Raw genomic sequence first — 25433 nt, forward strand, 5'->3', positions numbered from 1 at the left:
CTTTCCCTGGGGAGTTGTGCACGAGACGGGACCGGAAGGGAGCGGTCGGTCGTCATCGGACCCTGCTGCGCAGGGTGGTGAGCAGATACGCGCAGAGCAGGACGGCCAGCGACAACGCCATTGCGGCGCCCACGGGTTGGGCAACCACCCTGGCCGCCGCGAGCAGGTGGCGCTCGCTTCCGAAGGGCCACCGCCACAGCAGCAGTTGCCGCAGCCGCAGGGGGAATCCGGCGGCCGTCCGTACGTTCGGCCCCTCGATCACCTTGCGCAGCAGAGGCACGACGACGACCGGCACGGCCACCACCGCGGCGAGACCGGCCGCGGTGGAACGGAAGACTCCCGCGGCCAGCACCCCGGCCCAGGCGCACCCGGCGACCAGACCCAGCCAGCTCGCGGCGAGCGGGAACCGGTCCACGGGAACCTCCACCACCTCCCGCCCGTACAGGAGGTAGAGGAGTTCGGCGTCGCAGCCGATCGTGAGGACGGCCAGCAGCACGGCGACGGCCGTGGACACCAGGAGCTTCGCGGTGAGCAGCCCCAGCCGGCGGGGCACGGTGCCGCGATCGGCCGCCAGAGCGGGATGACGGAACTCGTCGCCGGAAGCCAGCGCACCCAGCAGTCCCGCGCCGAGAGCCGCCGGAGGCAGGGGAAACTCCTGCGGCCAGGCCGCGAACAGCCGTGCCTGCGGCGTGTGTCCGGCACGGGCCAGCAGTACGGCGGTGAGCGCGGACACGGCGAGCACGGCGGCGGCGGTGAGATATGCGGTGCTCACCCCGGCGATCCGGTGCAGTTCGTAGCGCAGCGGCCGCAGGGGGCCGGGCGCCGGGCGCACGGAGAGGGGAGGCGGCAGCGGGGACAGGCGATCGCGGGCAGGGCCGTCCGCCGGGCGCGGAAGGGACGCCGGGTTCGGAAGGGATGCCGGGCGCGGCACGGTCCCGGTCCGCCCGGTGTCCTCCGCGTCCACGGCCTCCGGGTCCGTGGCTTCCGCGGCCGCCCGGGCATCCTGGACGGGCATGGTGTCCACGGACGGGGACGGCCAGGGGGTCTCGGCGGAAGGCCGCTCACCCCCGGCCGCAGGCTGCGGAGCACCCGGCATGCGCGGCGCCTCCGGCGCCTCCGCAGCACCCGGCGCGGTGGTCACCCACGCCGGCGGACGGGCGGCCGTCGCAGCCGACCGGGTCGGCCGGGCGGTGGACCCGGGAGCCCCGCGGTCCGGGACCTCCGTGGCCGCTGCCGGGCCCATGTCACCGACCTCGTCGGCCAGTCGGTGAACGAGGATGCCGTGACGGAACGCGGTCTCACCGATGTCCGCGCAGCTACTGCCGTAGACGGAGAGGCGGTTGCCGCCCTCCTGGACCACCTCGACGGAACGCCGTTCGCCACGGGCCTCCTTGGCGAGGAAGGCGGCCAGCCGCGCGGCGTACGGGCTGCGGACGGCCACGCGAGGGCGGAGCCGGGTACGCGCGAAGTCCCGGACCGCCTGGTCGGCGACCAGTCTGCCCTGTTCGAGGGTGACGACGCGGTCGGCGGTACGGGCCGCCTCCTTGGGGTCGGCGGTGCTGAACAGCACCGTGCCGCCCTGCTCCGCGTGGGCCCGCAGCCTCTCGTGCAGCCAGCGGCCCTCACGGGAACAGAGCCCGCCGGCAGGGTCGTCGAGCACGAGGGTGTGCGGGTCGGAGAGCAGGGCGCAGGCGAGACCGAGGCGGCGGTCCAGGCCGCGGGACAGGGTTCCCAGGTGCTGGTCGCGCAGGCTGACCAGACCTGTCTCTTCCAGGACTTCGTCGGCTCGGCCGGACGGTACACCCACCGCCGCGCACAGCATGCGCAGATGACCGCGTACCGTGCGGGCCGGGTGACCGGGCACATCGCCCAGCAGCACCCCGGCCTCACGTGCGGGATGGGCGATGCGGTGCAGGGGACGGCCCCTGAAGTAGGTGATCCCGCGGCCCTGCTGGAGCTCCAGCATCAGCCTCAGCGCCGTCGTCTTGCCCGCGCCCGGCGCTCCGAGGAGCGCGGTGACGTGATCGGGGTGGGCCTCGAAGGAGACGTCGTCGACGGCGGGGGGATGGTCCTTGCGGGGGTTGCTGGTCAGTCCGATGGCCTGGATCACGCGCAGCAAGATAGCGCGCTATGTGCGGTTTTCTGGGCATAAGCGGTTTAGGCGCGCAACGCCCGACGGACGCCCGCGCGGGCACCGTACGGGCCCCGCGCGCGGCGCGCGATCCCTGTCCCGGAGCCGCGATCCGCCGCTCCGCGTGCCCGGTCCGGAGTTCGCGGGCCCGGCCCGTGCACGGAAACCCGGTCGCTCTCGGCACCCGCGGGCCCTCGCCGGGGCGGATCCAGGGGGTCATACCTCCGGGCGCAGCATCGGGGGATTGAGCAGGGTGGCCCCACCCGCACGGAACAGTTGCGCGGGGCGTCCGCCCTGGCGCGTGGTCGTCCCTCCGGTGGGCACGAGGAAGCCGGGCGTACCCGTCACCTTCCGGTGGAAGTTGCGCGGGTCGAGCACCACCCCCCACACCGCCTCGTAGACCCGGCGCAGTTCCCCGACCGTGAACTCGGGCGGGCAGAACGCGGTGGCGAGCGACGAGTACTCGATCTTGGAGCGGGCCCGTTCCACCCCGTCGGAGAGGATCTGGACGTGATCGAAGGCCAGGGGTGCCGCCTGTTCGCCGTCGCGCCCGTATCCGCCCTGCTTCAGCAGTTCCTCCACCGGCGCCCAGCGCGCGTTGCTGGCGTCGCCGCCCGCCCGGGGGGCCGGGAGGTCGGGGGCGAGCGCCAGGTGGGCGACGCTGACCACGCGCATCCGGGGGTCCCGCTCCGGGTCGCCGTAGGTGGCGAGCTGTTCCAGATGGGCGCCGTTGACGTGGGCGGGGGCGGCCGGGTCATGGGCACGCAGCCCGGTCTCCTCGGCCAGTTCGCGCGCGGCCGCCTGGGCGAGATCCTCGTCGGCCCGCACAAAACCACCGGGCAGCGCCCAGCGTCCCTGGAAGGGCGACTCTCCCCTGCGCACCGCCAGCGCACAGAGGGCATGGCGGCGCACGGTCAGCACGACCAGGTCCACGGTGACGGCGAAGGGCGGAAAGGCTGACGGGTCGTAGGGCATGCGGCGATCATAGTCGTCTCCCTGACGATAAACACTCCCTTCGCCGTCCCTCCGGCGGTTGGTCCAGATCACCCGGGCGGGTCCGGGCCTGCGAGGAAGGGGCGCCGGCCGCCGGGCGCGTGCACACCGCCACAGCCCCGGGATGCGTGCGCACCGCCGCCGCCTTCCGGGGCACCGCGGCCCGCCCTCCGGCTCGCGCCCGGACACGTCCGGCGCCGCCGCGTGGCCGTCCCGCCCCGGGCACGGCCCTGGGGCCGGGTTGCCGCGCCCGCAGGCGTGCCCCGGCCGGCGTCTCCGGCCGACCGCACCTCCCTTCCGGCCCGGGTCACCTCTCCTTCTCGGCCCGGGGCACTTCGCTTCCAGCCCGCGGCGCCCTCCTCCCGACCGGTCACACCTCCCCTTCGGTGCCGTCGTTCCCGCTCGCGGGCCGTGAGCCGTCCGGTTCGGCGGCGGTGCGCCGCCCCGCTCCACCGGTGCCGGTGCCGGCCCGGTGGAGGTCGTCCCTGCCCGCGGTGCGCGGACGCTGCGCGCCGGGTCCGGCGGTGCCGGGGCGGGCGTGGCCGCCGAGGGGCGCGCGGCGCGTCCGGCGTCCCACGGCACGCAGGGCACGGGGCCGCGGGACGGGGTCGTCGGCCCGACGGCGTGCGAGACGCCCGTGGCGGGCGAGGAACCCGGTGTCGGGGTCGGCACACGACCTGGCGGTGGCCGCCGTCCGCGGGCCGGTCCCGATCCCGCCGGCCGCCTCCGGCCCGTCCGGTGTCCTTTCTCCGTGTTCCGCCCTGCCGGGCTCCTGGGACGACCCGTCCGCCGCCCCGTCCGCGCCGTCCGGCGCGGTGTGCCCCGCCCGTTCCGTGCGGAGGCAGCGGCGGACGGACTCCGGGTCCAGGCCCTCGTTGCACGCCTGGTGGAGCAGCCGGGCGAAGAGGTAGTCGGGGTCGGCCGCCAGGGCCATGGTGAAGGCCTCCCGGGCCTCGATGTCGTCACCGGTCGACCATGCGACCCATCCGGCGAGGGTGAGCGGCGCCGCGGCGTGCTCGCCGTAGGAAGCGACGCAGCGGCGGGCCAGTGCGCGCCACAGACGCAGGGCCGGGGGTGCCTCCTCTCCCTCCATCCACTCGGCGGCGCGGTCGCGGGTCGTGCGGTCCTGGAGGCCCAGGACGAGAGCGGCGGCCTCGTCGTGGGCCAGCAGTTCGTCGTCGCGGAGGTCCGCCGGAAGGGTGCCGGACACGGGTGGGGTCGCAGCGAGGCGGTTCACCAGGCGCTCGGCGAGCGCCAGGGTCTCCCGTGCGACGTCCGCGCGTGCCGCGTCGTCGACGATCCGGGGGACGAGGGTCAGGGCGGCGGCGTCCAGCGCCCTCTCCTGGTCCGCGGCGGAGGCGCCCTCCCAGGGCATCAGCCGGGACCGCAGCTCGCTGAGGGTGCCGCGCACCCGGACTCCGGCGTAGGCCGCCGCGGCCGCCATCACGGAGGTGCCGGGCAGGCCCATCGGCGTGCCCTCGGACGGGCAGCACGCCTCCTGCTCGCAGCAGTACGACCAGAAGCGCCCGGCGGAGATGCACACCGCCTCGATCACCGGGATGTCGAGCCGGCCGCACTCCGTGCGGAGCAACTGCGCCAGCGGGCGCAGCCGTTCCATGACCTGACGCCCCGACCCGCCGTCCGCCGGTTCCCGGCAGACGTAGGCGACCATCTGGGCGGGGCGTGTCCCCCTGCGCTCGCTGCCCTTGACCAGGCCCTGGGCCAGTTGCCGGGCCGCCGCGTCCCAGTCCTCGGCGCTCACGGGAATGCCGAGCCGGGCCCGCCCGCCGAACCTGCCGCGTCCGCCCTCCTCGTGGAGGGCCACGAGGACCATGCTGTCCTCGGGACGGTACCCGAGGAGGTACGGCAGGGCATCCGCCAGTTCACCGGGGGTGCGCAGGGTGACCTGGTGGGCGGTGGACGGGACGTCGCGCAGCGGGCGGCCGGCGTCGGCCGCCCGCCCGTCACGCCCCTCGCGCCTGGTGCGCCTGGTGTCCGGGTCACGCCCACCATGTCCGTCAGGCCCGACACGTCCCGCGATGTCACCGTTCTCGAAGGATCCGGCGGATCCAGTGGTTTCGCTGTGATTCGTCATGCGGTGACGATCTCGCAGATCTCAGGATCCCGTCGGAGCCTGTGGACAAGTCCGATCAAGGACACGACAAGCACCAAGGGCCGTTGTCGGTGGCGTGCTGTTGTATGGGGGCATGGAGCAGCACACGAGCGATGCGGATCTGCGGGCGGAGGCCGATGCGGTCCTCGCCCGTCTCGTCGGCGACGGGACGGGCGCGGCGCGGCTGCGCGCGGACCAGTGGCGGGCGGTCGAGGCGCTGGTCGCCGAGCGGCGCCGGGCGCTGGTCGTGCAGCGCACCGGATGGGGGAAGTCCGCGGTGTATTTCGTGGCGACCTCACTGCTGAGGTCGCGGGGCGGCGGACCGACCGTGATCGTCTCCCCGCTGCTCGCCCTGATGCGCAATCAGGTGGAGGCCGCCGCGCGTGCGGGAATCCACGCCAGGACGATCAACTCCGCCAACACCGAGGAGTGGGACACCGTCCAGGAAGAGATCACGGCGGGAGCGGTGGATGTACTGCTCGTGAGCCCCGAGCGGCTGAACAATCCCGACTTCCGCGATCAGGTGCTGCCCGGACTCGCCGCGGCCACCGGGCTGCTCGTGGTGGACGAGGCGCACTGCATCTCCGACTGGGGGCACGATTTCCGCCCCGACTACCGGCGGCTGCGCACCATGCTCACCGAACTGCCGCCGGGCGTGCCCGTGCTCGCCACCACGGCGACCGCCAACGCGCGGGTGACGGCGGACGTCGCGGAGCAGCTGGGCACGGGCAGTTCCTCGGACGCACTGGTGCTGCGCGGGCCGCTGGACCGGGAGAGCCTGCGGATGGGGGTGCTGCGCCTGCCGGACGCGGCCCACCGGCTGGCGTGGCTCGCCGACCACCTCGACGAGCTGCCCGGTTCGGGGATCGTCTACACGCTGACCGTCGCCGCGGCCGAGGAGGTCACGGCCTTCCTGCGGCAGCGCGGGCACACGGTCGCCGCGTACACGGGGAAGACGGAGAACGCGGAGCGGCAGCAGGCCGAGGACGACCTGCTCGCCAACCGGGTCAAGGCGCTGGTCGCCACCTCCGCGCTGGGCATGGGCTTCGACAAGCCTGATCTCGGTTTCGTGGTGCATCTGGGCTCGCCCTCCTCCCCCATCGCGTACTACCAGCAGGTCGGCCGCGCCGGGCGCGGGGTCGAGCACGCCGAGGTACTGCTCCTGCCGGGCCGGGAGGACGAGGCCATCTGGGAGTACTTCGCCTCGCTCGCCTTCCCGTCCGAGGACCTGGTGCGCCGCACCCTCGACGTTCTCGCCGCGGCGGACCGGCCGCTGTCGCTGCCGGCGCTGGAGCCGCTGGTGGAGCTGCGCCGCTCCCGGCTGGAGTCGATGCTCAAGGTGCTGGACGTCGACGGTGCGGTCCGGCGGGTCAAGGGCGGCTGGACCGCGACCGGGCAGCCGTGGACGTACGACGCGGAGCGCTACGCCTGGGTGGCACGGCAGCGCAAGGCCGAGCAGCAGGCGATGCGCGAGTACGCGGCGACGACCGGCTGCCGGATGGAGTTCCTGCAGCAGCAGCTGGACGACGAGGGCGCGAAGCCGTGCGGCCGCTGCGACAACTGCGCGGGGGCCCGCTTCACGGGGGACGCGTCCGCCACGGCGGTGGACGCCGCGCTCGCCGATCTGGGCCGGGCGGGTGTCGAGGTGGAGCCGCGCCGGATGTGGCCGACGGGACTGCCGGCGATCGGCATCGGTCTCAGGGGACGCATCCCGGCCCGTGAACAGGCTTCGGCCGGGCGCGCCCTGGGGCGGTTGTCGGACATCGGCTGGGGCAACCGGCTGCGGCCGCTGCTGGCGCCCGGGACCTCCGACGGCCCGGTGCCGGACGACGTGGCACGGGCCGTGGTGGGCGTGCTGGCCGACTGGGCCAAGGGACCGGACGGCTGGGCGTCCGCCACGGCCGGCGGCAGACCCCGCCCGGTGGGTGTCGTCACCCTCCCCTCACGCACCCGGCCGCAGCTGATCCGTTCCCTGGGCGTGCGCATCGCGGAGGTCGGGCGGCTGCCGCTGCTGGGCTCCGTGTCGTACGCGACGGACGCCGCACCGATCCCCCGGAGCAACAGCGCACAGCGGCTGAGGGCCCTGGAGGGCGCGCTCACCGTACCGCCCTCGCTCGCGGCGACGCTGGCCGAGGCCCGGGGGCCCGTACTCCTCGTCGACGACTGCACGGAAACGGGCTGGACGCTCGCCGTCGCGGCGCGCATGCTGCTGCAGTCCGGCGCCGAGGAGGTGCTGCCGCTCGTCCTCGCCGTGCGGGGCTGACGCGTCTCCCGCGGGGCCGACCGTGCCGCCTCCGGGGGTCCGCGGTGCCGGCGAGGGCCCGTCCCTCCCCACCGGGCGTGTCCGAGGACACACCGGGTAGGAACATATGACGCACATCAGCAGATAATTTCGAGTGGTCCCAATTGCTCGTTGCCGCATCTCAGTTCGACAGCGAGAATTGGAGTCCGCTCCCCGCACGGCTCGGCCGTGATCAGGTTGAGCCCTGCTGCGGTGTGCGCCCCTGGAATCCGATCCCGCCCGCAGTGTGGGCGCGTAGCCGAAGGGAGGAACGTGACCTTCGGATTCGCTCCGTCCTCGGCGGCATCCTTGCCGACGTCCGCGTCCGCATCTTCCGCCAGCCGTCTGCTCGAGCCTGCGGAGTGGACTTCCGCCGGGATCCCGCTGCTGGTCAGTCCCCGTGAAGTGGTCAGCGGTCTGCATTCCCGGCACCGCCCGAGACCGTCGACCGCGATCGTGGCCGTGCTGGACCCCGAGGAGCGGCTGCTGGCCAGCGCCTCGTTCGCGCGCCGTCCCGCCCCGGCGGACGGCTGGATGTTCCGCAACGCGCTGCTCTCCCAGCTGCGCCGGATCATCCCGCACGACCTGCGGCGCCGGTCCCCCGTGCGGACCGCCGTACTGGTCTACTGCCGCGAGGGCGACCCGGGCTGGACGGAGGAGGACGGCGCGTGGATGTGGGGGCTGCGTGACGCGTGCACCCTCCATGGACTGCGCTGCGGGGCGTACATCACGCTGACGCACGACGGCTGGAACGTGCTCGGCGAGGGCCGTGGCGGCCGCCGTCCGAACGCGCACTCGTCACCCGAGCCCTTCGGGCTCTCGGAGGCCCCTCCTCCGCTGCCGCGCACCGGCGGCGCCGTCTCGGAGGTCCTGCGCCGCGCTGCCGCCAGATGAGGCGGCGCCCGGCCGCGCCGCGACGGCCGGGAACGCGCGGACCCGCCCGTTCGCCGTCGGCCGACGGCGAACGGCGTCCGCCTCACCCGCCGGTGCCCCGCGCGGGACCGCCGTGCGCTCGCCGTCCTTCCGGAACCCTGCCGGGCCGGAGCTCTTCGGAAAACGGGGCCTTGCCGGGTACGGAACCGTGGGCCGTCGCCTCACGCCTCCGCCGCCCGTCAGGCCCGGCGGCGGTACGGGGGCCCGTCGTGCGCCGCTCCGCGGGCCGGAGTGTGCGACGCCGACGTCGGACGGCGGCATGACGGCACACCCGTGAACGGACCGCCGGACGCACCCGCGAACGATCCGCCCGGCACGGGCGGACCGGCACGGGCGGACCGGCACCATGGCCGCTGCCGACCGGATGTCCGGCAGGCCCGCAGACACCTGCCCGCAGGACGTCCGGACATCCGGGCACGCCGGAGGCGACTCCGTGCCGGTGCCGCCTCGGCGGCACCCGTCGTCACACTCCTGAACGCACCCGGCGCACGGGGACGTTCAGACGCCCGTACCCAGCACCGAGTTGATCCGCTGCGGGTCACCGCAGACGATCAGCAGGGCACCGGCCCTGGCATGCGCCAGCGGAAGCACGGTGGCGGCAGCGGCGTCCGGGCCGCCGTTGACGGCCACGACGACCACGGCACGTGGCGCGGCACGTCCCGCGCCGGCGGCGTCCGTGTAGAACACGTCGTCACCGGCATCGTGCTGCGCCCAGTAGGAGGCGTCGCCGAAGGACAGTTCGTGCGCGGCCCACGGGTGCGGGTCACCGGTGGTGATCACCAGGACGTCGCCGGGGGCACGGCCCGAGTCCAGCAGCAGGTCCACGGCTTCGTCGGCGGCGTCGAGCGCGCCGTCGAGGGTGGCCGGGATCAGCTGGATCTGCGGGGTCACAGAGGTGGCGGAGGACGGGGAAGCCGCGGCCGGACCCTTGGGTCCGGGCACGGCCGGGGGCACGTCACGCGGCGCGCGTTGCGCCGGGGGCGTGGGCCGGAGAGGTCCGGGACGGCCCGGACGCGACGGAGCCGCGGGGCGCGGGCCGGGTACAGGGCGGGGGGTCGGCGCGGTACGGCCACTGGCCGGAGTGACGCGGGGACCCTGGGCACTCTCGTGAATCTGAGGCTCCTCGGGAATGAGAGGCATGGGCTGATGTCTATCAAACGTCGGCGCTGATCGCGTCGTCGGGTGGCACATGAGTGCGAACAGAACGGTCAGAAGTCGAAGCCCAGCTGCCCCTCGATCTCCGGACCGCCTCCGTCCGCCCGACCGCGGACCTTCTTGAGGTGCCGCCACTGGGGCAGCCCATCGAGATAGGCCCACGTCAACCGGTGGTACGGGGTGGGTCCCCGCTTCTCCAGCGCGGCCTTGTGCACGGGCGACGGATACCCGGCATTGTCCGCAAAACCGAAGTCTGCATGGTCCATACCCAGTTCGGCCATCATTTTGTCGCGCTGGACCTTGGCGATCACGGAAGCCGCCGCGACGGACACACAGGACAGGTCGCCCTTGATGACCGTACGGACCCGCCACGGGGCACCGAGGTAGTCGTGCTTCCCGTCGAGGATCACCGCGTCGGGCCGGACGGGCAGGGCCTCCAGGGCGCGCCCCGCGGCGAGCCGCAGGGCCGCGGTCATCCCCAGGCTGTCGATCTCCTGCGGCGAGGCATGCCCCAGCGCGTACGACGTGACCCACTCGCGCAGGAGTTCGGCGAGCCGGTCACGCCGCTTGACGGTGAGCAGCTTGGAGTCGGTGAGGCCCTCCGGGGGTCGGCGCAGTCCCGTCACGGCCGCGCACACGGTGACCGGTCCGGCCCACGCGCCGCGCCCCACCTCGTCGACACCGGCAATGACCTTCGCTCCGGTCGTGGCACGGAGGGAGCGCTCAACGGTGTGAGTAGGCGGTTCGTACGGCATGGCGCCCATAGCGTACGCCGCCTGGATCCCCCGGCGACACCCAGGTTTCCCCGCGCGGGCGTGCGGGATGCGCCACTCCCGGTCAGCGCGGGCCGGGCCGCAGCAGCGGCAGCATCAGCCGGTCCACCATCTCCTCGAGGTCCGATGCAGGCCATTCGCTTCCGCACACCTTGGAGCGGTACATCATCATGGCCGGGATGGCGTCGTAGACGTAACCGTTGGCCGCATCCTGCCGCACCTCACCTCGCCGTATACCCCGCTCGATGACCTCTCGGAGCAGTCTGCCGGCCGGTTCGAGCACCCCCGCGAAAATGACTTCACGAAAGCGCCCGGCCTGCACCGGATCGCATTCGTGAATGACAGAGCGAAGCGCGAACCCTGGACGGGAGTACATCGCCTCGCGGGCCTGACGGCACAGTTGCAGGAGATCCGCGCGCACACTTCCGAGATCGGGCGCGGCATCGAAACGGGGCAGCCCGGCCTGCAGGGCGTCCGCGACGAGGTCCTCCTTGGAGGGCCAGCGCCGGTAGACCGCGGCCTTGCCGGTCTGGGCGCCGGCGGCGACACCTTCCATGGTGAGGCCCTTCCAGCCGACCGTGCCGAGCTGTTCCAGCGCGGCGTCCAGGATGGCGCGTTCGAGGACGACGCCGCGCCTGCGGAGGGAGGCCGTCGGAGCGGGGGCGGCCGTCCAGCGCGAGGTAACCATCTGAGTGTCTCCAGCAGACAGGGGAGCGGGGGTACGGAGCGGTGGGGAGAGACGTACCGGGTGGCGGTGGGGCGGTGGAGCGAGGAGGCACCTCACGGCGACGCCCCGAGGGAACGACTGCGTTCACTGACGCACTCGTGGAGGACCCATCGTGACAACCTCTCAGCTGACTCAGGGACAGAATCCGGGTGCGGCCCGCCTGGACGGGCGTCCCGGCATCGCGCTCACCGTCGCCGTGGCCCGCCGGCTCATGGTGGTACTCGACGCGCCCGCTCGGCCATCAGTCTCAGAGTCCTCCAGAAGAAGGCGCGGTTCAACGGCCCCGGAGATCTCCGGGCCCTCGCTCCAGCCCTTCCCCTACGCCCCGGGCACCCAGTCCGGCAGCCGCTCCGTGCGCGCCAGCCAGGCGGCCGGCGGTGTCCCGGCCCTCGCACCGGCCAGCACACCGCCCACGATCGCGCAGGTGGTGTCGACGTCGCCGCCGACCTGGGCGGTCGTCCAGAACGCGGCCTCGTAGTCACCGAGCGCCCGGGCCGCCGACCATAGCGCGAAGGGCACGGTGTCGTGGGCGGACGTACGCCGTCCGCACCCCAGGACGGCCGCGACGGTGGCGGCGTCCCCGTAGTCGAGCATGTCCCGGGCGCGCCGCAGTCCCGCGCCGACGGCGCTCTTCGGGACGAGGCCGACCACCTCGTCGAGCAGCGCCTCCGGGGCGGGCGGGCCGCCCGGGGCCGCGGCCAGCGCGGCAGCGGCGGCGACGGCCATGGCGCCGACCACCGCCTCACGGTGCTGATGCGTGGGATAGGCGGAGATCTCCGCCTGGTGGACGGCCTGCTCGGGGTCGTCCGCGTACCAGGCGCCCAGCGGGGCGATGCGCATCGCGGCGCCGTTGCCCCACGATCCCTGGCCGCCGAAGAGGTCCGCGGCCAGTTCGCGCCAGTCGCCGCCCTCCCGCACCAGCCGCAGGAGCCGGCCGACAGCGGGGCCGTAGCCCCGGTCGAAGTCATGGTGCCGGGCGAAGGACTGCGCCAGGGCGTCCTGGTCGACGCGCTGTTCCGCGGCCAGGACCGCCACCACGGAGCAGGCCATCTCCGTGTCGTCGGTCCACTGCCAGGGGCCGGCCGGCAGTTCGCGGCGCCTGAGGAGCGGATGGTTGCCGGGAACGAAGAACTGCGAACCGAGCGCGTCCCCCACCGCCAGTCCGCTCAGGCTGGCGAGGGCACGCTCCAGACGTACGCCGGAAGAGGTGTGTACGGTCATCGGACTGCCACTCTAGCCGCCGGTCCCGTACGACTCCGGGTCCCGCCAGCGGTCGAAGGGCCTGTCAAGGGTGTAACGGTCGTCGTTCCCCAGAACGAGCATGCGCATCTCCGCGTTCCCGGGATTCGACAGCGACTCGAATTCCGCGACGGTCCAGTGGAACCAGCGCATGCAGAACAGCCGCATGGCCAGCCCGTGCGTCACGATGAGCACGTTGGGCGGGTGGTCGGGGGCCTCGAAACTGCGGAAGAGGCTCTCCAGGAAGCCGCCGACCCGATCGTAGACGTCGGCACCGGACTCCCCCTGGGCGAAACGGTAGAAGAAGTGGCCGTAGGCGTCCCGGTAGGCCTTCTGGAGCCGTACGTCGTCCCGGTCCTGCCAGTTGCCCCAGTCCTGCTCCCGCAGCCGGGGTTCCTCCCGCACCCGTATGAGGTCGGGGTCGAGATGGAAGGCGCGGAGGGTCTCGTGGGTACGCCGGTACGGGGAGACGTACACACTCACCTGCTCGCGGCCGAGGATCTCCCGCACCGTCTTGCCGGTCTCCTCCGCCTGCTGCCAGCCGCGGTCGGTCAGCGGGAGCGCATGGTCGGGCTCCCGCTCGTACACGGTGTCGTCGACATTGCCGACCGACTCCCCGTGCCGGACCAGTACTATGCGCCGCGGTCTTGCCATGGAAGGAAACCCTAGATCGGGTCACCGCCGATCGAGCACCCGTAGGGGCCTCATACGGCGTAGATCACATCAATCGTGCACCAGTCGTCCCGCGTGCACCACCCGCGCGCCCTCCCGCGCCCTCCCATGCCACCGCGTGCCCCCGCGCACCGGTCGTGCGCGCCCGACGGAGCGGCCGCATCCGCCGTTCCGGTGCGCAGGGGATTCACACCGTCCAGCTGGGTTCGAGCTCCACGATGTCGCCGCTGAGGGCCGCGACGTCGGCCTCCGTCTGGGCGCGCAGCGCGAGCCGCTCCACCCGCTCGGTGCGGTACTTCCCGTGCTCGGCGGCCGACTGCCACATCGACATCACGAGGAACTCGTTCCCCGGGGCCTCGGCGAACATCCCCCGGATCATGCCCGGCGAGCCGGCCATGGCGGGGTTCCAGACCTTCTCCTGCATCAGCGTGAAGTTGTCCACCCGCTCCTCGTGGACCCGGGCGTGCGCCACGCGGACCAGGTCGGCCTCGGTGAAGCGGGGCTCGAAGCCGGTCTTCACGTCGAAGCGGTACTCGAACAACCTGACCTGGGAGTCCTTGAAAGTGCCCGCCTGGGTCGCGGCCAGCCGGTCGTGCGAGCGGGCCATGAAGGAGTCGTAGAAGGCACGGCTCTCCCAGAAGGCGAAGACGTGCGCCACGCCGGGACGCCCCCGGCTCCAGCCACCGCCCTGCCCACGGAATCCCGGTTCTCCCAGAAGCCCCGCCCACTTCCGCTGCCCCCGCTCGAAACCGCGACGGTCCACCACGGTGCAGCGAATCCACTTGACCAGCACCGCGCCATGGTAAGGCCATGGAAGGCGGCACCGGCACGGCGCGGACGGACGGGACCCGCGCACGCTCCCGCGCACACGTGGCACGATGGACAAAAAGCCTTGTTCGCCCAGTAGTTGGGGTGGAGGCAACGGGAACGGGGAAGGGGAAGCCTGTTGAACGGCCTCAGCAAAGGCATCCGCAGGGTCGAGGTCGCGCTGAAGTGGGATCCGAGTCCGGCCGGGCAGCCGCCCACCGATCTGGATCTCGTCGCCGCGACCTATCCGCCGGGCGATCCGTACGGACCGCCCGCGTACGTGGTGCACTTCGACAGCCGGTCGCCGGACGGCACCATCTATCTCAACCGTGACAGCACGGACGGCAAGGGCTTCGGCTGGGACGAGGTCATGACGGTCGAACTCGACCGGCTCGACGGCCGCTACGCGCGCGTCGTGGTCGGTGTGATCATCCAGCAGCGCGGCATGGAGCGCACGTTCTCCGGGGTCCTCAACCCGGGGGTGCGGGTCCGTGAGGGCTACACCGTGCTCGCCGAGGACGACTTCGGATCGGTGCCCGCCGCCACGGCGTGCACGGTGGCGGAGTTCGTGCAGGAGAAGGGCGGCGGCTGGGCCTTCCGCCCCGGACTGCACGGCTTCGAGGACGACCCGGCGGTCTTCACCCGTGTCATGGGCGACGCCCGGCAGTAGTCCGCACGCCGGCCGACCGGTCCGCGCAGCCGGACGTCATCGGCGGACGTGGCCGGCGGACGACGCCGAGGGCGGTGGACCCGGGAGTTCCCGGTTCCACCGCCCTCGGTCCGTCGTGCCACGCCCGGCGAGCGTCTCACACCCGCCGGGCGAACGGACTCAGCTGCAGCCGCTCGTCGAACCGCAGCCCTCGCAGATGTAGCAGGAGCCGGCCCGCTGCATCTTGGTGCCGCAGGAGAAGCACAGCGGCGCGTCCGCGTGGATGCCCAGCTGCATCTCCACCAGTTCGGCGCTGGTGTGGGCCTGCCGCGGCGCCGGCTGGGCCGTCGCGATCTCGGCCGTGGCGGCCGACACGGCCTTCAGCTCCTGGGCGCGCGGCGCCGACTGGGCGAGGCCCTCGACGTCCACCTCGTCGTCGGCGGGCTCGTACGACCCCGTCTCCAGGTGGCGCTGACGCTCCTCGGCGGAGTGGATGCCGAGCGCGGAGCGCGTCTCGAAGGGCAGGAAGTCGAGCGCCAGGCGACGGAAGATGTAGTCGACGATCGACTGCGCCATCCGCACGTCCGGGTCGTCCGTCATACCGGCCGGCTCGAAGCGCATGTTGGTGAACTTCGCGACGTACGTCTCCAGCGGCACGCCGTACTGGAGGCCCACCGAGACCGCGATGGAGAACGCGTCCATCATGCCGGCGAGGGTCGAACCCTGCTTGGACATCTTCAGGAAGACCTCGCCGAGACCGTCGTCCGGGTAGGAATTGGCGGTCATGTAGCCCTCGGCGCCACCGACCGTGAAGGACGTGGTGATGCCCGGACGGCCCTTGGGCAGGCGCTTGCGGACCGGACGGTACTCGACGACCTTCTCGACCGCCGCACGGATCGTGTCCTCGGCCTTCGCGGTGACCTCGGTCTTCTCCTTCTCCTTGGTCTTCGCGGAGAGGGGCTGGCCGACCTTGCAGTTGTCCCGGTAGATCGCGAGGGCCTTGACGCCGAGCTTCCAGGCCTCGAAGTAGATCTCCTCGACCTCCTCGACGGTCGCCGACTCCGGCATGTTGACCGTCTTGGAGATCGCGCCCGAGATCCACGGCTGGATCGCGGCCATCATGCGGACGTGCCCCATCGGGGAGATGGCGCGCTCGCCCATGGCGCAGTCGAACACCTCGTAGTGCTCGTGCCTGAGGCCGGGCGCGTCGATCACATTGCCGTTCTCGGCGATGTGGGCGACGATCGCCTCGATCTGCTCCTCCTGGTAGCCCAGGCGGCGCAGGGCCTGCGGCACGGTGCCGTTGACGATCTGCATCGAGCCGCCGCCGACCAGCTTCTTGAACTTGACCAGGGCGAGGTCGGGCTCGACACCGGTCGTGTCGCAGGACATCGCCAGGCCGATCGTGCCGGTGGGCGCCAGGACGGACGCCTGGGCGTTGCGGAAGCCGTTCTTCTCGCCCAGGCGCAGCACGTCCTGCCAGGCCTCCGTGGCGGCGGCCCAGATCGGCGTGTCGAGGTCGTCCATGCGGACGGCCACCGCGTTGGCGTCGGAGTGCTGCTTCATGACGCGGTTGTGGGCGTCGGCGTTGCGCGCGTAGCCGTCGTACGGGCTGACGACCGCGGCGAGCTCGGCGGAGCGCCGGTAGGCCGTGCCGGTCATCAGGGAGGTGATGGCACCGGCGAGGGACCGGCCGCCCTCGGAGTCGTAGGCGTGGCCGGTCGCCATCAGCAGGGCGCCGAGGTTGGCGTAGCCGATGCCGAGCTGGCGGAACGCGCGGGTGTTCTCGGCGATCTTCTCGGTCGGGAAGTCGGCGAAGCAGATGGAGATGTCCATCGCCGTGATGACCAGCTCGACGACCTGGGTGAAGCGGTCGACGTCGAAGGACTGGGTGCCCTTGCCGTCGTCCTTGAGGAACTTCATCAGGTTCAGCGACGCGAGGTTGCAGGACGTGTTGTCCAGGTGCATGTACTCGCTGCAGGGGTTCGAGCCGTTGATCCGGCCGGACTCCGGGCAGGTGTGCCAGTTGTTGATCGTGTCGTCGTACTGGATGCCGGGGTCGGCGCAGGCCCAGGCGGCCTCGGCCATCTTGCGGAAGAGGGACTTGGCCTCGACCTTCTCGATGACCTCGCCGGTCATCCGCGCGCGCAGTCCGAAGGTGCCGCCCTGCTCGACGGCCTTCATGAACTCGTCGTTGACCCGGACCGAGTTGTTGGCGTTCTGGTACTGGACGGACGTGATGTCGTCGCCGCCCAGGTCCATGTCGAAGCCCGCGTCGCGCAGGGCGCGGATCTTCTCCTCCTCCTTCACCTTGGTCTCGATGAAGCCCTCGATGTCGGGGTGGTCGACGTCCAGGATGACCATCTTGGCGGCGCGCCGGGTGGCACCGCCGGACTTGATGGTTCCGGCGGAGGCGTCGGCGCCGCGCATGAAGGAGACGGGACCGGAGGCGTTGCCGCCGGAGGAGAGCAGTTCCTTGGAGGAACGGATACGGGAGAGGTTCAGGCCGGCTCCGGAGCCGCCCTTGAAGATCATCCCCTCTTCCTTGTACCAGTCGAGGATCGACTCCATGGAGTCGTCGACGGCCAGGATGAAGCAGGCGGACACCTGCTGGGGCTGCGGGGTGCCGACGTTGAACCAGACGGGGCTGTTGAAGCTGAAGATCTGGTGCAGCAGGGCGTACGCCAGCTCGTGCTCGAAGATCTCGGCGTCCGCGGGCGAAACGAAGTACTTGTGGTCCTCCCCGGCCTTCCGGTACGTCTTGACGATGCGGTCGATCAGCTCCTTGAGGCTGACCTCGCGCTGCGGGGTGCCGAGGGCACCGCGGAAGTACTTGCTGGTGACGATGTTGACCGCGTTCACCGACCAGAAGTCGGGGAACTCGACGCCACGCTGCTCGAAATTGACCGAGCCGTCGCGCCAGTTGGTCATGACGACGTCACGGCGCTCCCAGATCACCTCGTCGTACGGATGCACGCCGGGGGTGGTGTGGACGCGCTCGATACGCAGTCCCTTGGTGGCCCTGGTCCCCTTGGTCCGGGAACCTCGTGCCGGACCGCTCGCCGTCTCTGTCATGCCGCCTCCCTGTACGGGCGAAACGCCCTGAAATGCCACGCTGTTCCCATGGCATCGTGTTTCTGTCTGGTGTTGCAGGCAGCCTCACGCTGCCGCCCGCAACAGGTCTTGCCGCGCCGCCGCCCGGCCGGATCCGGGGCTTCCGCCCGGTTTCCGGCCCGCCGGTCAGCCGGCGGCGCGGGTGGGCTCCGGGACCTGGACGGTCCCCGCGGGGCCCGTTCCGTCCTCACGGCTCCCCGCTGCCGCGTCGTCGTCGTCCGCGGCGGGGTCCGGTGTCGCCTCCCTCAGCTCCGCGATGGCGGCCTCGAAGTCCTCGAGCGTGTCGAACGCCCGGTAGACGGAGGCGAATCGCAGATAGGCGACGAGGTCGAGTTCCTGCAACGGGCCGAGTATGGCCAGTCCCACGTCGTGGGTGGTCAGCTCGGCACTCCCGGTGGCGCGCACCGCCTCCTCGACCCGCTGGCCGAGCTGGGCGAGGGCGTCCTCGGTGACCGGGCGCCCCTGGCACGCCTTGCGCACGCCGTTGATGACCTTGGTGCGGCTGAACGGCTCGGTGACCCCGGACCGCTTGACCACCATGAGCGAACACGTCTCGACGGTCGTGAAGCGGCGGGAGCACTCCGGGCACTGACGGCGCCTGCGGATCGACGTGCCGTCGTCCGTCGTACGGCTGTCGACGACACGGCTGTCGGGGTGCCTGCAGAAGGGGCAGTGCATGGTTTCCGACCCTCCTCGCAGCAGACTCATTGACCTCACAGGGCCACCCGGGCCCCGCGAAGCAGCCCTCAGCATAGGCGATCGCCAGGGCTCCGAAGACCCGGGGGACCACAACTTCTGGGCCGCTTAAGCCATCCAACCACTAGATGTGGGTATTGGCCCACACTCCGGCACAATCCCGCGTGTCGCCTACGGACCGCCGCGCGACGGGTACCCACGGTCGCCGAAGCGGAACACGCGGACGCGCGGCCGTATCGCCGCGGCGGCTGCGGGGATAGCGTGGGGGCCGCGCACGGGAGGCCCAGAGGTCCCGTGCGGAAAGGGCCCGGCGGGCGCCCGGACGGCGGACGAGGGCGGCGTGGCAGCCACGAGGTCGCACCCCGGCGGCGGAGAGTACAGCAACCGGCCGCTCCGCCTGGCGCCGCGTCGGCCATACACCCGGACACATGATCAAGTCAGGCAATCCGCACTTTTTCACTCGAACGTGTGTTTGGCGCAACCTTTCGAAAGCAACTACCGTTGTGCTGCAGGGAGACCATCGAGAGGGGCCGACGACGTGACCACGACCGCAGACAGTGCCACCATCACCGCCCAGGACCGCTCCCAGGGCCGATACGAGCCGGTGCATGCCATGAACGAAGCCGCCGCCAGTCCAGAGGGACACAAGCGCTCCCTGCCGGGCCGACCTCCAGGTATCCGGGCCGACAGCTCGGGACTCACCGACCGGCAGCGCCGGGTGATCGAGGTCATCAGGGACTCCGTCCAGCGGCGGGGGTACCCGCCGTCCATGCGGGAGATCGGTCAGGCCGTCGGGCTCTCCAGCACCTCCTCGGTCGCGCACCAGCTGATGGCACTCGAGCGCAAGGGTTTCCTGCGCCGTGACCCGCACCGCCCGCGCGCGTACGAGGTGCGCGGCTCCGACCAGGCCGTCTCCATGCAGCCCGCGGACACCGCCGGCAAGCCCGCCGCGTCCTACGTCCCGCTGGTCGGCCGGATCGCCGCCGGTGGCCCAATCCTCGCCGAGGAGTCGGTCGAGGACGTCTTCCCCCTGCCCCGGCAGCTCGTCGGGGACGGCGAGCTGTTCGTGCTGAAGGTCGTCGGCGACTCGATGATCGAGGCCGCGATCTGTGACGGCGACTGGGTCACCGTCCGCCGTCAGCCCGTCGCCGAGAACGGTGACATCGTCGCCGCGATGCTGGAAGGCGAGGCCACCGTGAAGCGCTTCAAGCGCGAGGACGGCCATGTGTGGCTGCTCCCGCACAACGCGGCCTACGAGCCCATCCCGGGCGACGACGCGACCATCCTCGGCAAGGTGGTGGCCGTACTGCGCCGCGTCTGACGACGGTGCCGGGCGGGTCCCCCTGGCCCCCTGACCGGGCCCCGGAACCAACTGCGCCGGTTCCGGGGTCCTGCTGTGCGCGGACAGGGCGTCCCCGCCGTCCGTCCGGGGCGGCCGTCCCGGACCGGCGACCTGGACCCACCGGTCCGCAACCGCCGGAGGGCGGCCGGCCACCGGGAAAGCGGACAGGCGGCCCCGGCGACCGGGCCGACGCCAGGGCCCCTCGCCCCAGGTCCCGCCCGTCCAGGCCCACCCCACCGGCCAGACCCACCCCACCGGACCCGCCGAAGGCGCCCGGACGCCGGCACAGCGGACGGCCGGCCGGTCTCGGTGGCCCATGACCGGTGGCCGTGCCGCGGCTGCGGGATGATGCCGCCGCTACTCCTGTTCCGCTTCTTCCTGCTGTTCCCGCTTCGCCGCCGCGTCGATGGCGGCAAGGGACTTGCGCACCTGGTTGCGGTCGGTGGTGAGCCAGAAGTCCGGCATCGACGCCCTGAGATAGCTCCCGTAGCGCGCGGTCGCGAGCCGCTGGTCGAGGACGGCGACGACACCCCGGTCGCCCGACGCCCTGACCAGACGGCCGGCGCCCTGGGCCATCAGCAGCGCGGCGTGGGTCGCGGCCACGGCCATGAAGCCGTTGCCGCCCGCCTCCTCGACCGCCTTCTGGCGGGCGCTCATCAGCGGGTCGTCAGGGCGCGGGAACGGGATCTTGTCCATGACGACCAGCTGGCAGCTGGGCCCGGGGACATCGACACCCTGCCAGAGCGACAGCGTGCCGAACAGGCAGGTCTGCGGATCGGCCGCGAAGTTCTTGATCAGCTCGCCGAGGGTCTCCTCGCCCTGGAGCAGGATCGGGTACTCCGGAATGCGCGAGCGCAGCTCCTCGGCCGCCAGCTGCGCGGCCCGCATGGAGGAGAACAGGCCGAGGGTACGGCCGCCGGCGGCCTGGATCAGCTCCGTCAGCTCGTCGAGCATGTCGGCGCGGTCGCCGTCGCGCGCCGGGCGCGCGAGGTGCTTGGCCACGTAGAGGATGCCCTGTCTGGGGTAGTCGAACGGCGAGCCCACGTCGACGCCCTTCCACTGCGGCAGGTCGTCGCCCCGGGTGCCTTCGGGGGCGAGGCCGAGGGAGGCTCCGACGCCGTTGAAGTCGCCGCCGAGCTTCAGCGTCGCCGAGGTCAGGACGACGGAGCGGTCCGTGAAGAGCTTCTCCCTCAGCAGCCCCGAGACGTTCATGGGAGCCACCCGCAGGGACGCACCGCCGGGTCGATAGGCGGCGGCTCCGCCGCGGGGTTCGTGCCGCTCGTACCAGACGACGTCCCATTCGGAGCCGTTCACGATCCGCTCCGCCACGTCGTGGACCGTCTCCACCGAGGCCAGGGCCTGCTTGCGGACCGCGTCCTCGTCCTGGACGGACTTGTCACGGGTCGCGCCGATCGCGGAGATGACGGTGCGCGCGGCGTCCCGCAACGCCATCAGGGCGTAGCCGAGGTCCTCCGGGATCTCCTCCAGGCGGCCGGGCAGCGCCAGTTCCATCAGCCGCTCGAAGCCCTCCGCGGCGGTCTGCAGCTGGTCGGCGGCCTTCTCGTTCACCAGTTTGGCGGCGCGCCGGACCGCCCGGTTGACCTGACCGGGGGTCAGCTCGCCGGTGGCCACGCCGGTGACGCGGGAGACCAGTTCGTGCGCCTCGTCGACGATGAGGACCTCGTGCTGCGGCAGCACGGGGGCACCCTCGATGGCGTCGATCGCGAGCAGGGCGTGGTTGGTGACCACGACGTCGGCGAGCTTGGCCTGTTCCCGGGCCGTCTCCGCGAAGCACTCGGCGCCGTAGGCGCACTTCGGCGCGCCCAGGCACTCCCGGGAGGACACCGACACCTGAGCCCAGGCACGGTCCGAGACGCCCGGTGTGAGGTTGTCGCGGTCGCCGGTCTCGGTCTCGTCGGCCCAGTCCCGCAGGCGCAGCAGGTCCTGGCCCAGCTTGCTGGTGGGCGCGGCGGCCTCGAACTGGTCGAAGAGGCCGTCCTCCTCGTCCTGGGGCACGCCCTCGTTCAGACGGTGCAGGCACAGGTAGTTCGATCTGCCCTTGAGCATCGCGAACTCCGGCCGGCGGCGCAGCAGCGGATGCAGGGCCTCGACGGTGCGCGGGAGATCGCGCTCCACGAGCTGGCGCTGCAGGGCGAGGGTGGCCGTCGCGACGACGACGCGCTCCCCGTGCGCGAGCGCGGGCACCAGGTACCCGAGCGATTTACCGGTGCCGGTGCCGGCCTGGACCAGCAGGTGGGAGCCGTCGTCGATGGCCTCTGCGGCGGCTTCGGCCATGGCCACCTGGCCGGGGCGCTCCGTACCGCCGACGGCTGCGACGGCGGCATGCAGGAGTTCGGGGAGTGAGGGCTTCGTCATAGCGCGACCACCCTACGACCCGGCACTGACAATCGGGTGATCAAGCCCCCGGCGCCCGGGGCGGTCGGGAGTGGTGAAGGGGGCGAAAGGGGTGCACGGGGTGGAGGGGGTGGAGGAGGTGGAGGGGTCTGAAGGGGCGGGCGCGGGGACCCTGCCGGGCAGGCGCAGCTCCAGGGTCTCCTCGCTGTCCCAGCCCGGGTCCGTTCCCCGGCCCGTTCCCTCGCCCCGGGCCACTCCCGGTGCCGGGCGCCGGAAGGTGGGCGGCAGGTCGGCTGCGGGCAGGTCGGCCGGGGCCCGGTCCGGACCGGCGGCGGCACCCGCCTCGGTGGACGGCACGGCGTGCTCCTTTCGGAAGGGACGGGGGACGGGCTGCGGAGGCTCGGCGCACCGGTCAGGGCGCCGTACGGCCGTGTGCGGGCGTGGAGACCGGGGCGAGCCGCTCTCCTGCGCACGTCCCGGGTCCTGCGCGTCCGTCCCGTGTGCTGCGCGCTCCGGGTCCTGCGCGTCCCGCCGTTCCGGCGCCCGCAGGTTCCGCCGCGGTGCCGCGTCGACGGCTCGTACGCGGGCGGGCAGGACGGCCTCGGGGGCGGCCGTCTCCCCGATCCCGGGGCTGTGGCCGGCGCCGAGCGCGTCGCCGTGGTCGCGGCACATCACCGTCACCGTCCCGGCCCGGACCCACCTCAGCCCCCACCTCGGTCCCGCCCCCGTCCCAGGTTTCACGGGACCGTCACGGACGGCCGGCCCCGTCATGCGCAACTGCGGAGGATGCGCGGAGGTCACGGGTGTCTTCGGCATTCTTCGTGGACCCGGGCGTGTCGCGTCACCAGGCGCGTTCGAGCAGTGCTGTCACCTCGTCCGCGGCCGGAGGGCGCGGATTCGGGTAGGGGCGGGCGCCGACCTCCTCCGCGACGGCGCGCAGGCCGTCACGGGGCACGCCCAGGTCGCGCAGCCGTCCGGGGCCGGTGTGGCGGCGCGCGAGCGCACCGACGACGGCGACGGGGTCGCCCCGCAGGGCCTGTGTCAGGCGGGCGGCGGCCCGGGGAGCCGCCGGGAGGTTGAACTCCAGTACGTGCGGCAGCAGCAGGGCGTGCAGTTCCGCGTGCGGCAGGTCGAACGTGCCGCCCAGCGCGTGCGCCAGCTGGTGGTGCAGCCCCATACGGGTCTGCGCGAGGCAGATCCCGGCGAGCCAGGCGGCCGACTGGAGTTCCTCGCGGGCGGGGAGGGCGGTGGGGTCGTCGAGCACCCGGGGCAGGGCGTCCGTGATGCGTGCCGCGGCCTCGCCCGCCAGCGCGTCGGTGACGGCGGTGGCGTCCGGGGCCCACAGCGCCTCGACGGCGTGCGCGAGCGCGTTGAGGGCGCTCGTCAGGGTGAGTCCCGGTGGCATCGTGACCGTGAGTTCGGGGTCGTACACCACGGTTCCCGGGGCGAGGGAGGGATCGCGGCGGGTGGTCTTGCGGCCGCCCGCGGTCTCGCCCAGGACGGGGGTCGCCTCGGAGCCCGCGTACGTGGTCGGTACAGCTATCTGGGGCACCCCGGTCCTGGCCGACAGGGCCTTGCCCAGCCCGATCGCCGCCCCTCCCCCGAGGGCGACGACCAGGTCCGCCCGGGTGGCGCGGACGGTCCGCATGGCCTCGTCGGTCACCTCGACGGGAGTGTGGACGACGGGTCCGGCGAACCGGGCGGCCAGGACACCGCCCAGGGCGGCGGCCAGTTCACCGGCGGCGGCCGCGGCGGAGCGGGTCTCCACGAGCAGCACCCGCCGGGCGCCGAGCCGTTCGGCCTCGCCGGGGACCTTCCCGCGGGCGCCGCGCCCGAGCAGGACCCGGCAGGGATGCGTCTCGTACACGGTGAGAGGGGCTCCGTCGGGCTGGGCGGGAACCGCGGGCATGGGGCAGGTGTCCTTCCGTCGGCCGCTCGCAGGGGGCACGGCCCGTCCGGTGCCCGCCGTACGCGGCCGTACGGCGATCGGGCGCCGAGCCAGGTCAGGCGCCTTGTAGCCGAACCGTTGCCGTTCCGTGGGAAGTCGCCCACAGCGAGCGCATAGTGTGAGGTGCCGTTCCCGGAGATCCGTGGGACCGGTATGAACTCCCCCGGGTTCACGCCGAGATCGCGGATCAGGCGCTCAGATCCTTCACTGCAGGGGGAGTCACCACCATGCCAACCATACGGCCGTCCGCCACCGCTCGCCGGGGAAGGAGCGCCCGACGCACCCCGCCCGTGCTGGCGGCCGTCGCTCTCGCCTCCGCGCTGGCCCTCACCGCGACCGCGTGCCAGTCGGGCGACCCGAAGGCGGACGGCCAGGCATCCGCCACCGCCGCCACGGGTGACGGCGCCGGTGACGGCAAGATCAAGATCCCGGACGACATCAGGAACAAGCTCAAAGAGCACGGGATCGACATCGACAAGTGGAAGAACGGCGCCTGGAAGAACTGGAACAAGGACGACTGGCTGCGCGAGGCCAACGACTTCGTCAACCCGATCATCAAGGGTCTGTGGGACTCGGACCGCATGCGTGAGGCCAACGACCCCGACAAGGCCGTCGCCAACGACATCTCGGGTGACCAGGGGGTGACCGACCCGACGCCGGTGCCGGTCAGGGCCCAGGCCGTGGCTCCGGCCTACCACGTCAACGCCGCCACCGCCGGCAAGGTGTTCTTCGACGCCCCCGAGGGCACGATGGTCTGCTCCGCGACGGTCGTCGAGGACCCGGCTCACCCGGGCAAGTCCAACCTGATCTGGACCGCGGGTCATTGCGTGCACGCCGGCAAGAAGGGCGGCTGGTACCGCAACATCGCCTTCGTGCCGTCGTACAACGACTCCGGCAGGACGGAGCAGCAGCTCCAGGGCGCTCCCAGGGCCGAGGTCGCCCCGTACGGCGCCTGGTGGGCGGACTGGGCGCAGACGTCCCAGCAGTGGATCGAGCAGGGCGGCGAGACGGGCGGCGACGGGGCCCCGTACGACTACGCGGTCATCCATGTGACGCCGGAACAGGGCGGCAGCGGCAAGTCGCTGGAGGAGACGGTCGGTTCGGCCCTGAAGGTGAACTTCGACGCGCCGGCGGTGCCGAAGGTGTCGGCGATCACCGCGAGCGGCTACCCGGCGGCGGCGCCGTTCGACGGGCAGAAGCTGTACCAGTGCCAGGACAAGCCGGGACGGCTCTCGCTCAACGACACCGACCCCACGATGTACCGCATCGGCTGCACCATGACCGGCGGCTCGTCCGGCGGCGGCTGGACGGAGACGGGCTCCGACGGCAAGCCGGTGCTGGTGTCCAACACCTCGATCGGGCCGGTGAGTTCCGGCTGGCTGGCGGGTCCCCGGCTGGGTGACGTGGCCAAGGGCGTGTACCAGTCGGTGAGCAAGAAGTTCGCCGGCCGGTAGCGGCGTCCGCCGGCCGCCGGCCGGCATCCCCCTCCCGCCCCGTTCCGCCTC

19 protein-coding genes are annotated in these 25433 nt (G+C 72.6%); 5 read left to right on the top strand and 14 right to left on the bottom strand.

From position 1 onward, the window contains the following. Positions 1-52 precede the first annotated feature (52 nt). The 3 genes from ABZ862_RS22505 to ABZ862_RS22515 form a co-directional block, all read right to left on the bottom strand. Positions 53-2110 carry an ATP-binding cassette domain-containing protein gene (locus tag ABZ862_RS22505; protein WP_360960725.1) on the bottom strand — a complete coding sequence of 686 codons (2058 nt, stop codon included), beginning with the start codon at positions 2108-2110 and terminating at the stop codon, positions 53-55. Positions 2111-2347: 237 nt separating this feature from the next. Beyond that, positions 2348-3106, bottom strand: coding sequence for an NUDIX hydrolase (locus tag ABZ862_RS22510; RefSeq protein ID WP_360960727.1), 759 nt, complete (start codon positions 3104-3106; stop codon positions 2348-2350). Positions 3107-3494: 388 nt separating this feature from the next. Beyond that, positions 3495-5219 carry a DUF4192 domain-containing protein gene (locus ABZ862_RS22515; RefSeq protein ID WP_360960729.1) on the bottom strand — a complete coding sequence of 575 codons (1725 nt, stop codon included), beginning with the start codon at positions 5217-5219 and terminating at the stop codon, positions 3495-3497. Positions 5220-5331: 112 nt separating this feature from the next. On the opposite strand from ABZ862_RS22515, the gene ABZ862_RS22520 reads away from it, so the two are divergent. After that, on the top strand, positions 5332-7500 hold the full coding sequence (locus tag ABZ862_RS22520) for a RecQ family ATP-dependent DNA helicase (protein WP_360960730.1): 2169 nt from the start codon (positions 5332-5334) through the stop codon (positions 7498-7500). 291 nt (positions 7501-7791) lie between these two features. Beyond that, a complete protein-coding gene (locus tag ABZ862_RS22525) occupies positions 7792-8412 on the top strand; it encodes a hypothetical protein (protein ID WP_360960731.1) in 621 nt (206 codons plus the stop codon). A gap of 537 nt (positions 8413-8949) precedes the next feature. Here the strand turns inward: ABZ862_RS22525 and ABZ862_RS22530 are convergent. From ABZ862_RS22530 to ABZ862_RS22555, 6 genes are all read right to left on the bottom strand, one after another. Next, positions 8950-9591 (bottom strand): hypothetical protein, encoded by a 642-nt coding sequence (locus tag ABZ862_RS22530; RefSeq protein WP_360960733.1) that lies wholly within the window; start codon positions 9589-9591, stop codon positions 8950-8952. A gap of 68 nt (positions 9592-9659) precedes the next feature. Continuing rightward, positions 9660-10361 carry a ribonuclease HII gene (locus ABZ862_RS22535; protein ID WP_360960735.1) on the bottom strand — a complete coding sequence of 234 codons (702 nt, stop codon included), beginning with the start codon at positions 10359-10361 and terminating at the stop codon, positions 9660-9662. A gap of 82 nt (positions 10362-10443) precedes the next feature. Next, entirely contained in the window at positions 10444-11067 is a 624-nt protein-coding gene (locus tag ABZ862_RS22540) for a TetR/AcrR family transcriptional regulator (RefSeq protein WP_360960737.1), read from the bottom strand. A 357-nt stretch (positions 11068-11424) separates the two neighbouring features. After that, positions 11425-12327 carry an ADP-ribosylglycohydrolase family protein gene (locus tag ABZ862_RS22545; RefSeq protein WP_360960739.1) on the bottom strand — a complete coding sequence of 301 codons (903 nt, stop codon included), beginning with the start codon at positions 12325-12327 and terminating at the stop codon, positions 11425-11427. A gap of 12 nt (positions 12328-12339) precedes the next feature. Continuing rightward, entirely contained in the window at positions 12340-12999 is a 660-nt protein-coding gene (locus ABZ862_RS22550) for a phosphoglycerate mutase family protein (protein ID WP_360960741.1), read from the bottom strand. A 205-nt stretch (positions 13000-13204) separates the two neighbouring features. Then, positions 13205-13810 carry a YdbC family protein gene (locus tag ABZ862_RS22555; RefSeq protein WP_360960743.1) on the bottom strand — a complete coding sequence of 202 codons (606 nt, stop codon included), beginning with the start codon at positions 13808-13810 and terminating at the stop codon, positions 13205-13207. Positions 13811-13963: 153 nt separating this feature from the next. On the opposite strand from ABZ862_RS22555, the gene ABZ862_RS22560 reads away from it, so the two are divergent. After that, entirely contained in the window at positions 13964-14494 is a 531-nt protein-coding gene (locus ABZ862_RS22560) for a TerD family protein (RefSeq protein ID WP_360960745.1), read from the top strand. Between the two features lie 159 nt (positions 14495-14653). Here ABZ862_RS22560 and ABZ862_RS22565 read toward each other — a convergent pair whose 3' ends face one another. Then, the gene (locus tag ABZ862_RS22565) at positions 14654-17548 is read right to left on the bottom strand and encodes a vitamin B12-dependent ribonucleotide reductase (RefSeq protein ID WP_360960747.1); all 2895 of its coding nucleotides are present in this window, start codon (positions 17546-17548) and stop codon (positions 14654-14656) included. 165 nt (positions 17549-17713) lie between these two features. Continuing rightward, on the bottom strand, positions 17714-18265 hold the full coding sequence (nrdR, locus tag ABZ862_RS22570; protein ID WP_360960749.1) for a transcriptional regulator NrdR: 552 nt from the start codon (positions 18263-18265) through the stop codon (positions 17714-17716). A gap of 556 nt (positions 18266-18821) precedes the next feature. On the opposite strand from nrdR, the gene lexA reads away from it, so the two are divergent. Further along, positions 18822-19604, top strand: coding sequence for a transcriptional repressor LexA (gene lexA / locus ABZ862_RS22575; protein ID WP_360960751.1), 783 nt, complete (start codon positions 18822-18824; stop codon positions 19602-19604). 378 nt (positions 19605-19982) lie between these two features. On the opposite strand, the gene ABZ862_RS22580 is transcribed toward lexA, so the two are convergent. The 3 genes from ABZ862_RS22580 to ABZ862_RS22590 all read right to left on the bottom strand — a co-directional run bounded on the left by ABZ862_RS22580 (position 19983) and on the right by ABZ862_RS22590 (position 23889). After that, entirely contained in the window at positions 19983-22001 is a 2019-nt protein-coding gene (locus ABZ862_RS22580; protein WP_360960753.1) for an ATP-dependent DNA helicase, read from the bottom strand. Positions 22002-22013: 12 nt separating this feature from the next. Next, positions 22014-22337, bottom strand: coding sequence for a hypothetical protein (locus ABZ862_RS22585; protein WP_360960755.1), 324 nt, complete (start codon positions 22335-22337; stop codon positions 22014-22016). Positions 22338-22821: 484 nt separating this feature from the next. Continuing rightward, a complete protein-coding gene (locus tag ABZ862_RS22590) occupies positions 22822-23889 on the bottom strand; it encodes a maleylacetate reductase (RefSeq protein WP_360960757.1) in 1068 nt (355 codons plus the stop codon). Between the two features lie 266 nt (positions 23890-24155). On the opposite strand from ABZ862_RS22590, the gene ABZ862_RS22595 reads away from it, so the two are divergent. After that, entirely contained in the window at positions 24156-25382 is a 1227-nt protein-coding gene (locus ABZ862_RS22595; protein WP_360960759.1) for a hypothetical protein, read from the top strand. Positions 25383-25433 lie beyond the last annotated feature (51 nt).

The sequence above is a fragment of the Streptomyces sp. NPDC047000 genome (assembly GCF_040644295.1).
In the GTDB taxonomy this organism is placed as follows: Bacteria; Actinomycetota; Actinomycetes; order Streptomycetales; family Streptomycetaceae; genus Streptomyces.

Bases quoted from the DNA above. Each gene is read 5' to 3' on its own strand.
- ABZ862_RS22510 (WP_360960727.1), bottom strand. From the start codon at position 3,106: ATGCCCTACGACCCGTCAGCCTTTCCGCCCTTCGCCGTCACCGTGGAC.
- ABZ862_RS22515 (WP_360960729.1), bottom strand. From the start codon at position 5,219: ATGACGAATCACAGCGAAACCACTGGATCCGCCGGATCCTTCGAGAAC.
- ABZ862_RS22520 (WP_360960730.1), top strand. From the start codon at position 5,332: ATGGAGCAGCACACGAGCGATGCGGATCTGCGGGCGGAGGCCGATGCG.
- ABZ862_RS22530 (WP_360960733.1), bottom strand. From the start codon at position 9,591: ATGCCTCTCATTCCCGAGGAGCCTCAGATTCACGAGAGTGCCCAGGGT.
- ABZ862_RS22535 (WP_360960735.1), bottom strand. From the start codon at position 10,361: ATGCCGTACGAACCGCCTACTCACACCGTTGAGCGCTCCCTCCGTGCC.
- ABZ862_RS22540 (WP_360960737.1), bottom strand. From the start codon at position 11,067: ATGGTTACCTCGCGCTGGACGGCCGCCCCCGCTCCGACGGCCTCCCTC.
- ABZ862_RS22545 (WP_360960739.1), bottom strand. From the start codon at position 12,327: ATGACCGTACACACCTCTTCCGGCGTACGTCTGGAGCGTGCCCTCGCC.
- ABZ862_RS22550 (WP_360960741.1), bottom strand. From the start codon at position 12,999: ATGGCAAGACCGCGGCGCATAGTACTGGTCCGGCACGGGGAGTCGGTC.
- ABZ862_RS22565 (WP_360960747.1), bottom strand. From the start codon at position 17,548: ATGACAGAGACGGCGAGCGGTCCGGCACGAGGTTCCCGGACCAAGGGG.
- nrdR (WP_360960749.1), bottom strand. From the start codon at position 18,265: ATGCACTGCCCCTTCTGCAGGCACCCCGACAGCCGTGTCGTCGACAGC.
- ABZ862_RS22580 (WP_360960753.1), bottom strand. From the start codon at position 22,001: ATGACGAAGCCCTCACTCCCCGAACTCCTGCATGCCGCCGTCGCAGCC.
- ABZ862_RS22590 (WP_360960757.1), bottom strand. From the start codon at position 23,889: ATGCCCGCGGTTCCCGCCCAGCCCGACGGAGCCCCTCTCACCGTGTAC.
- ABZ862_RS22595 (WP_360960759.1), top strand. From the start codon at position 24,156: ATGCCAACCATACGGCCGTCCGCCACCGCTCGCCGGGGAAGGAGCGCC.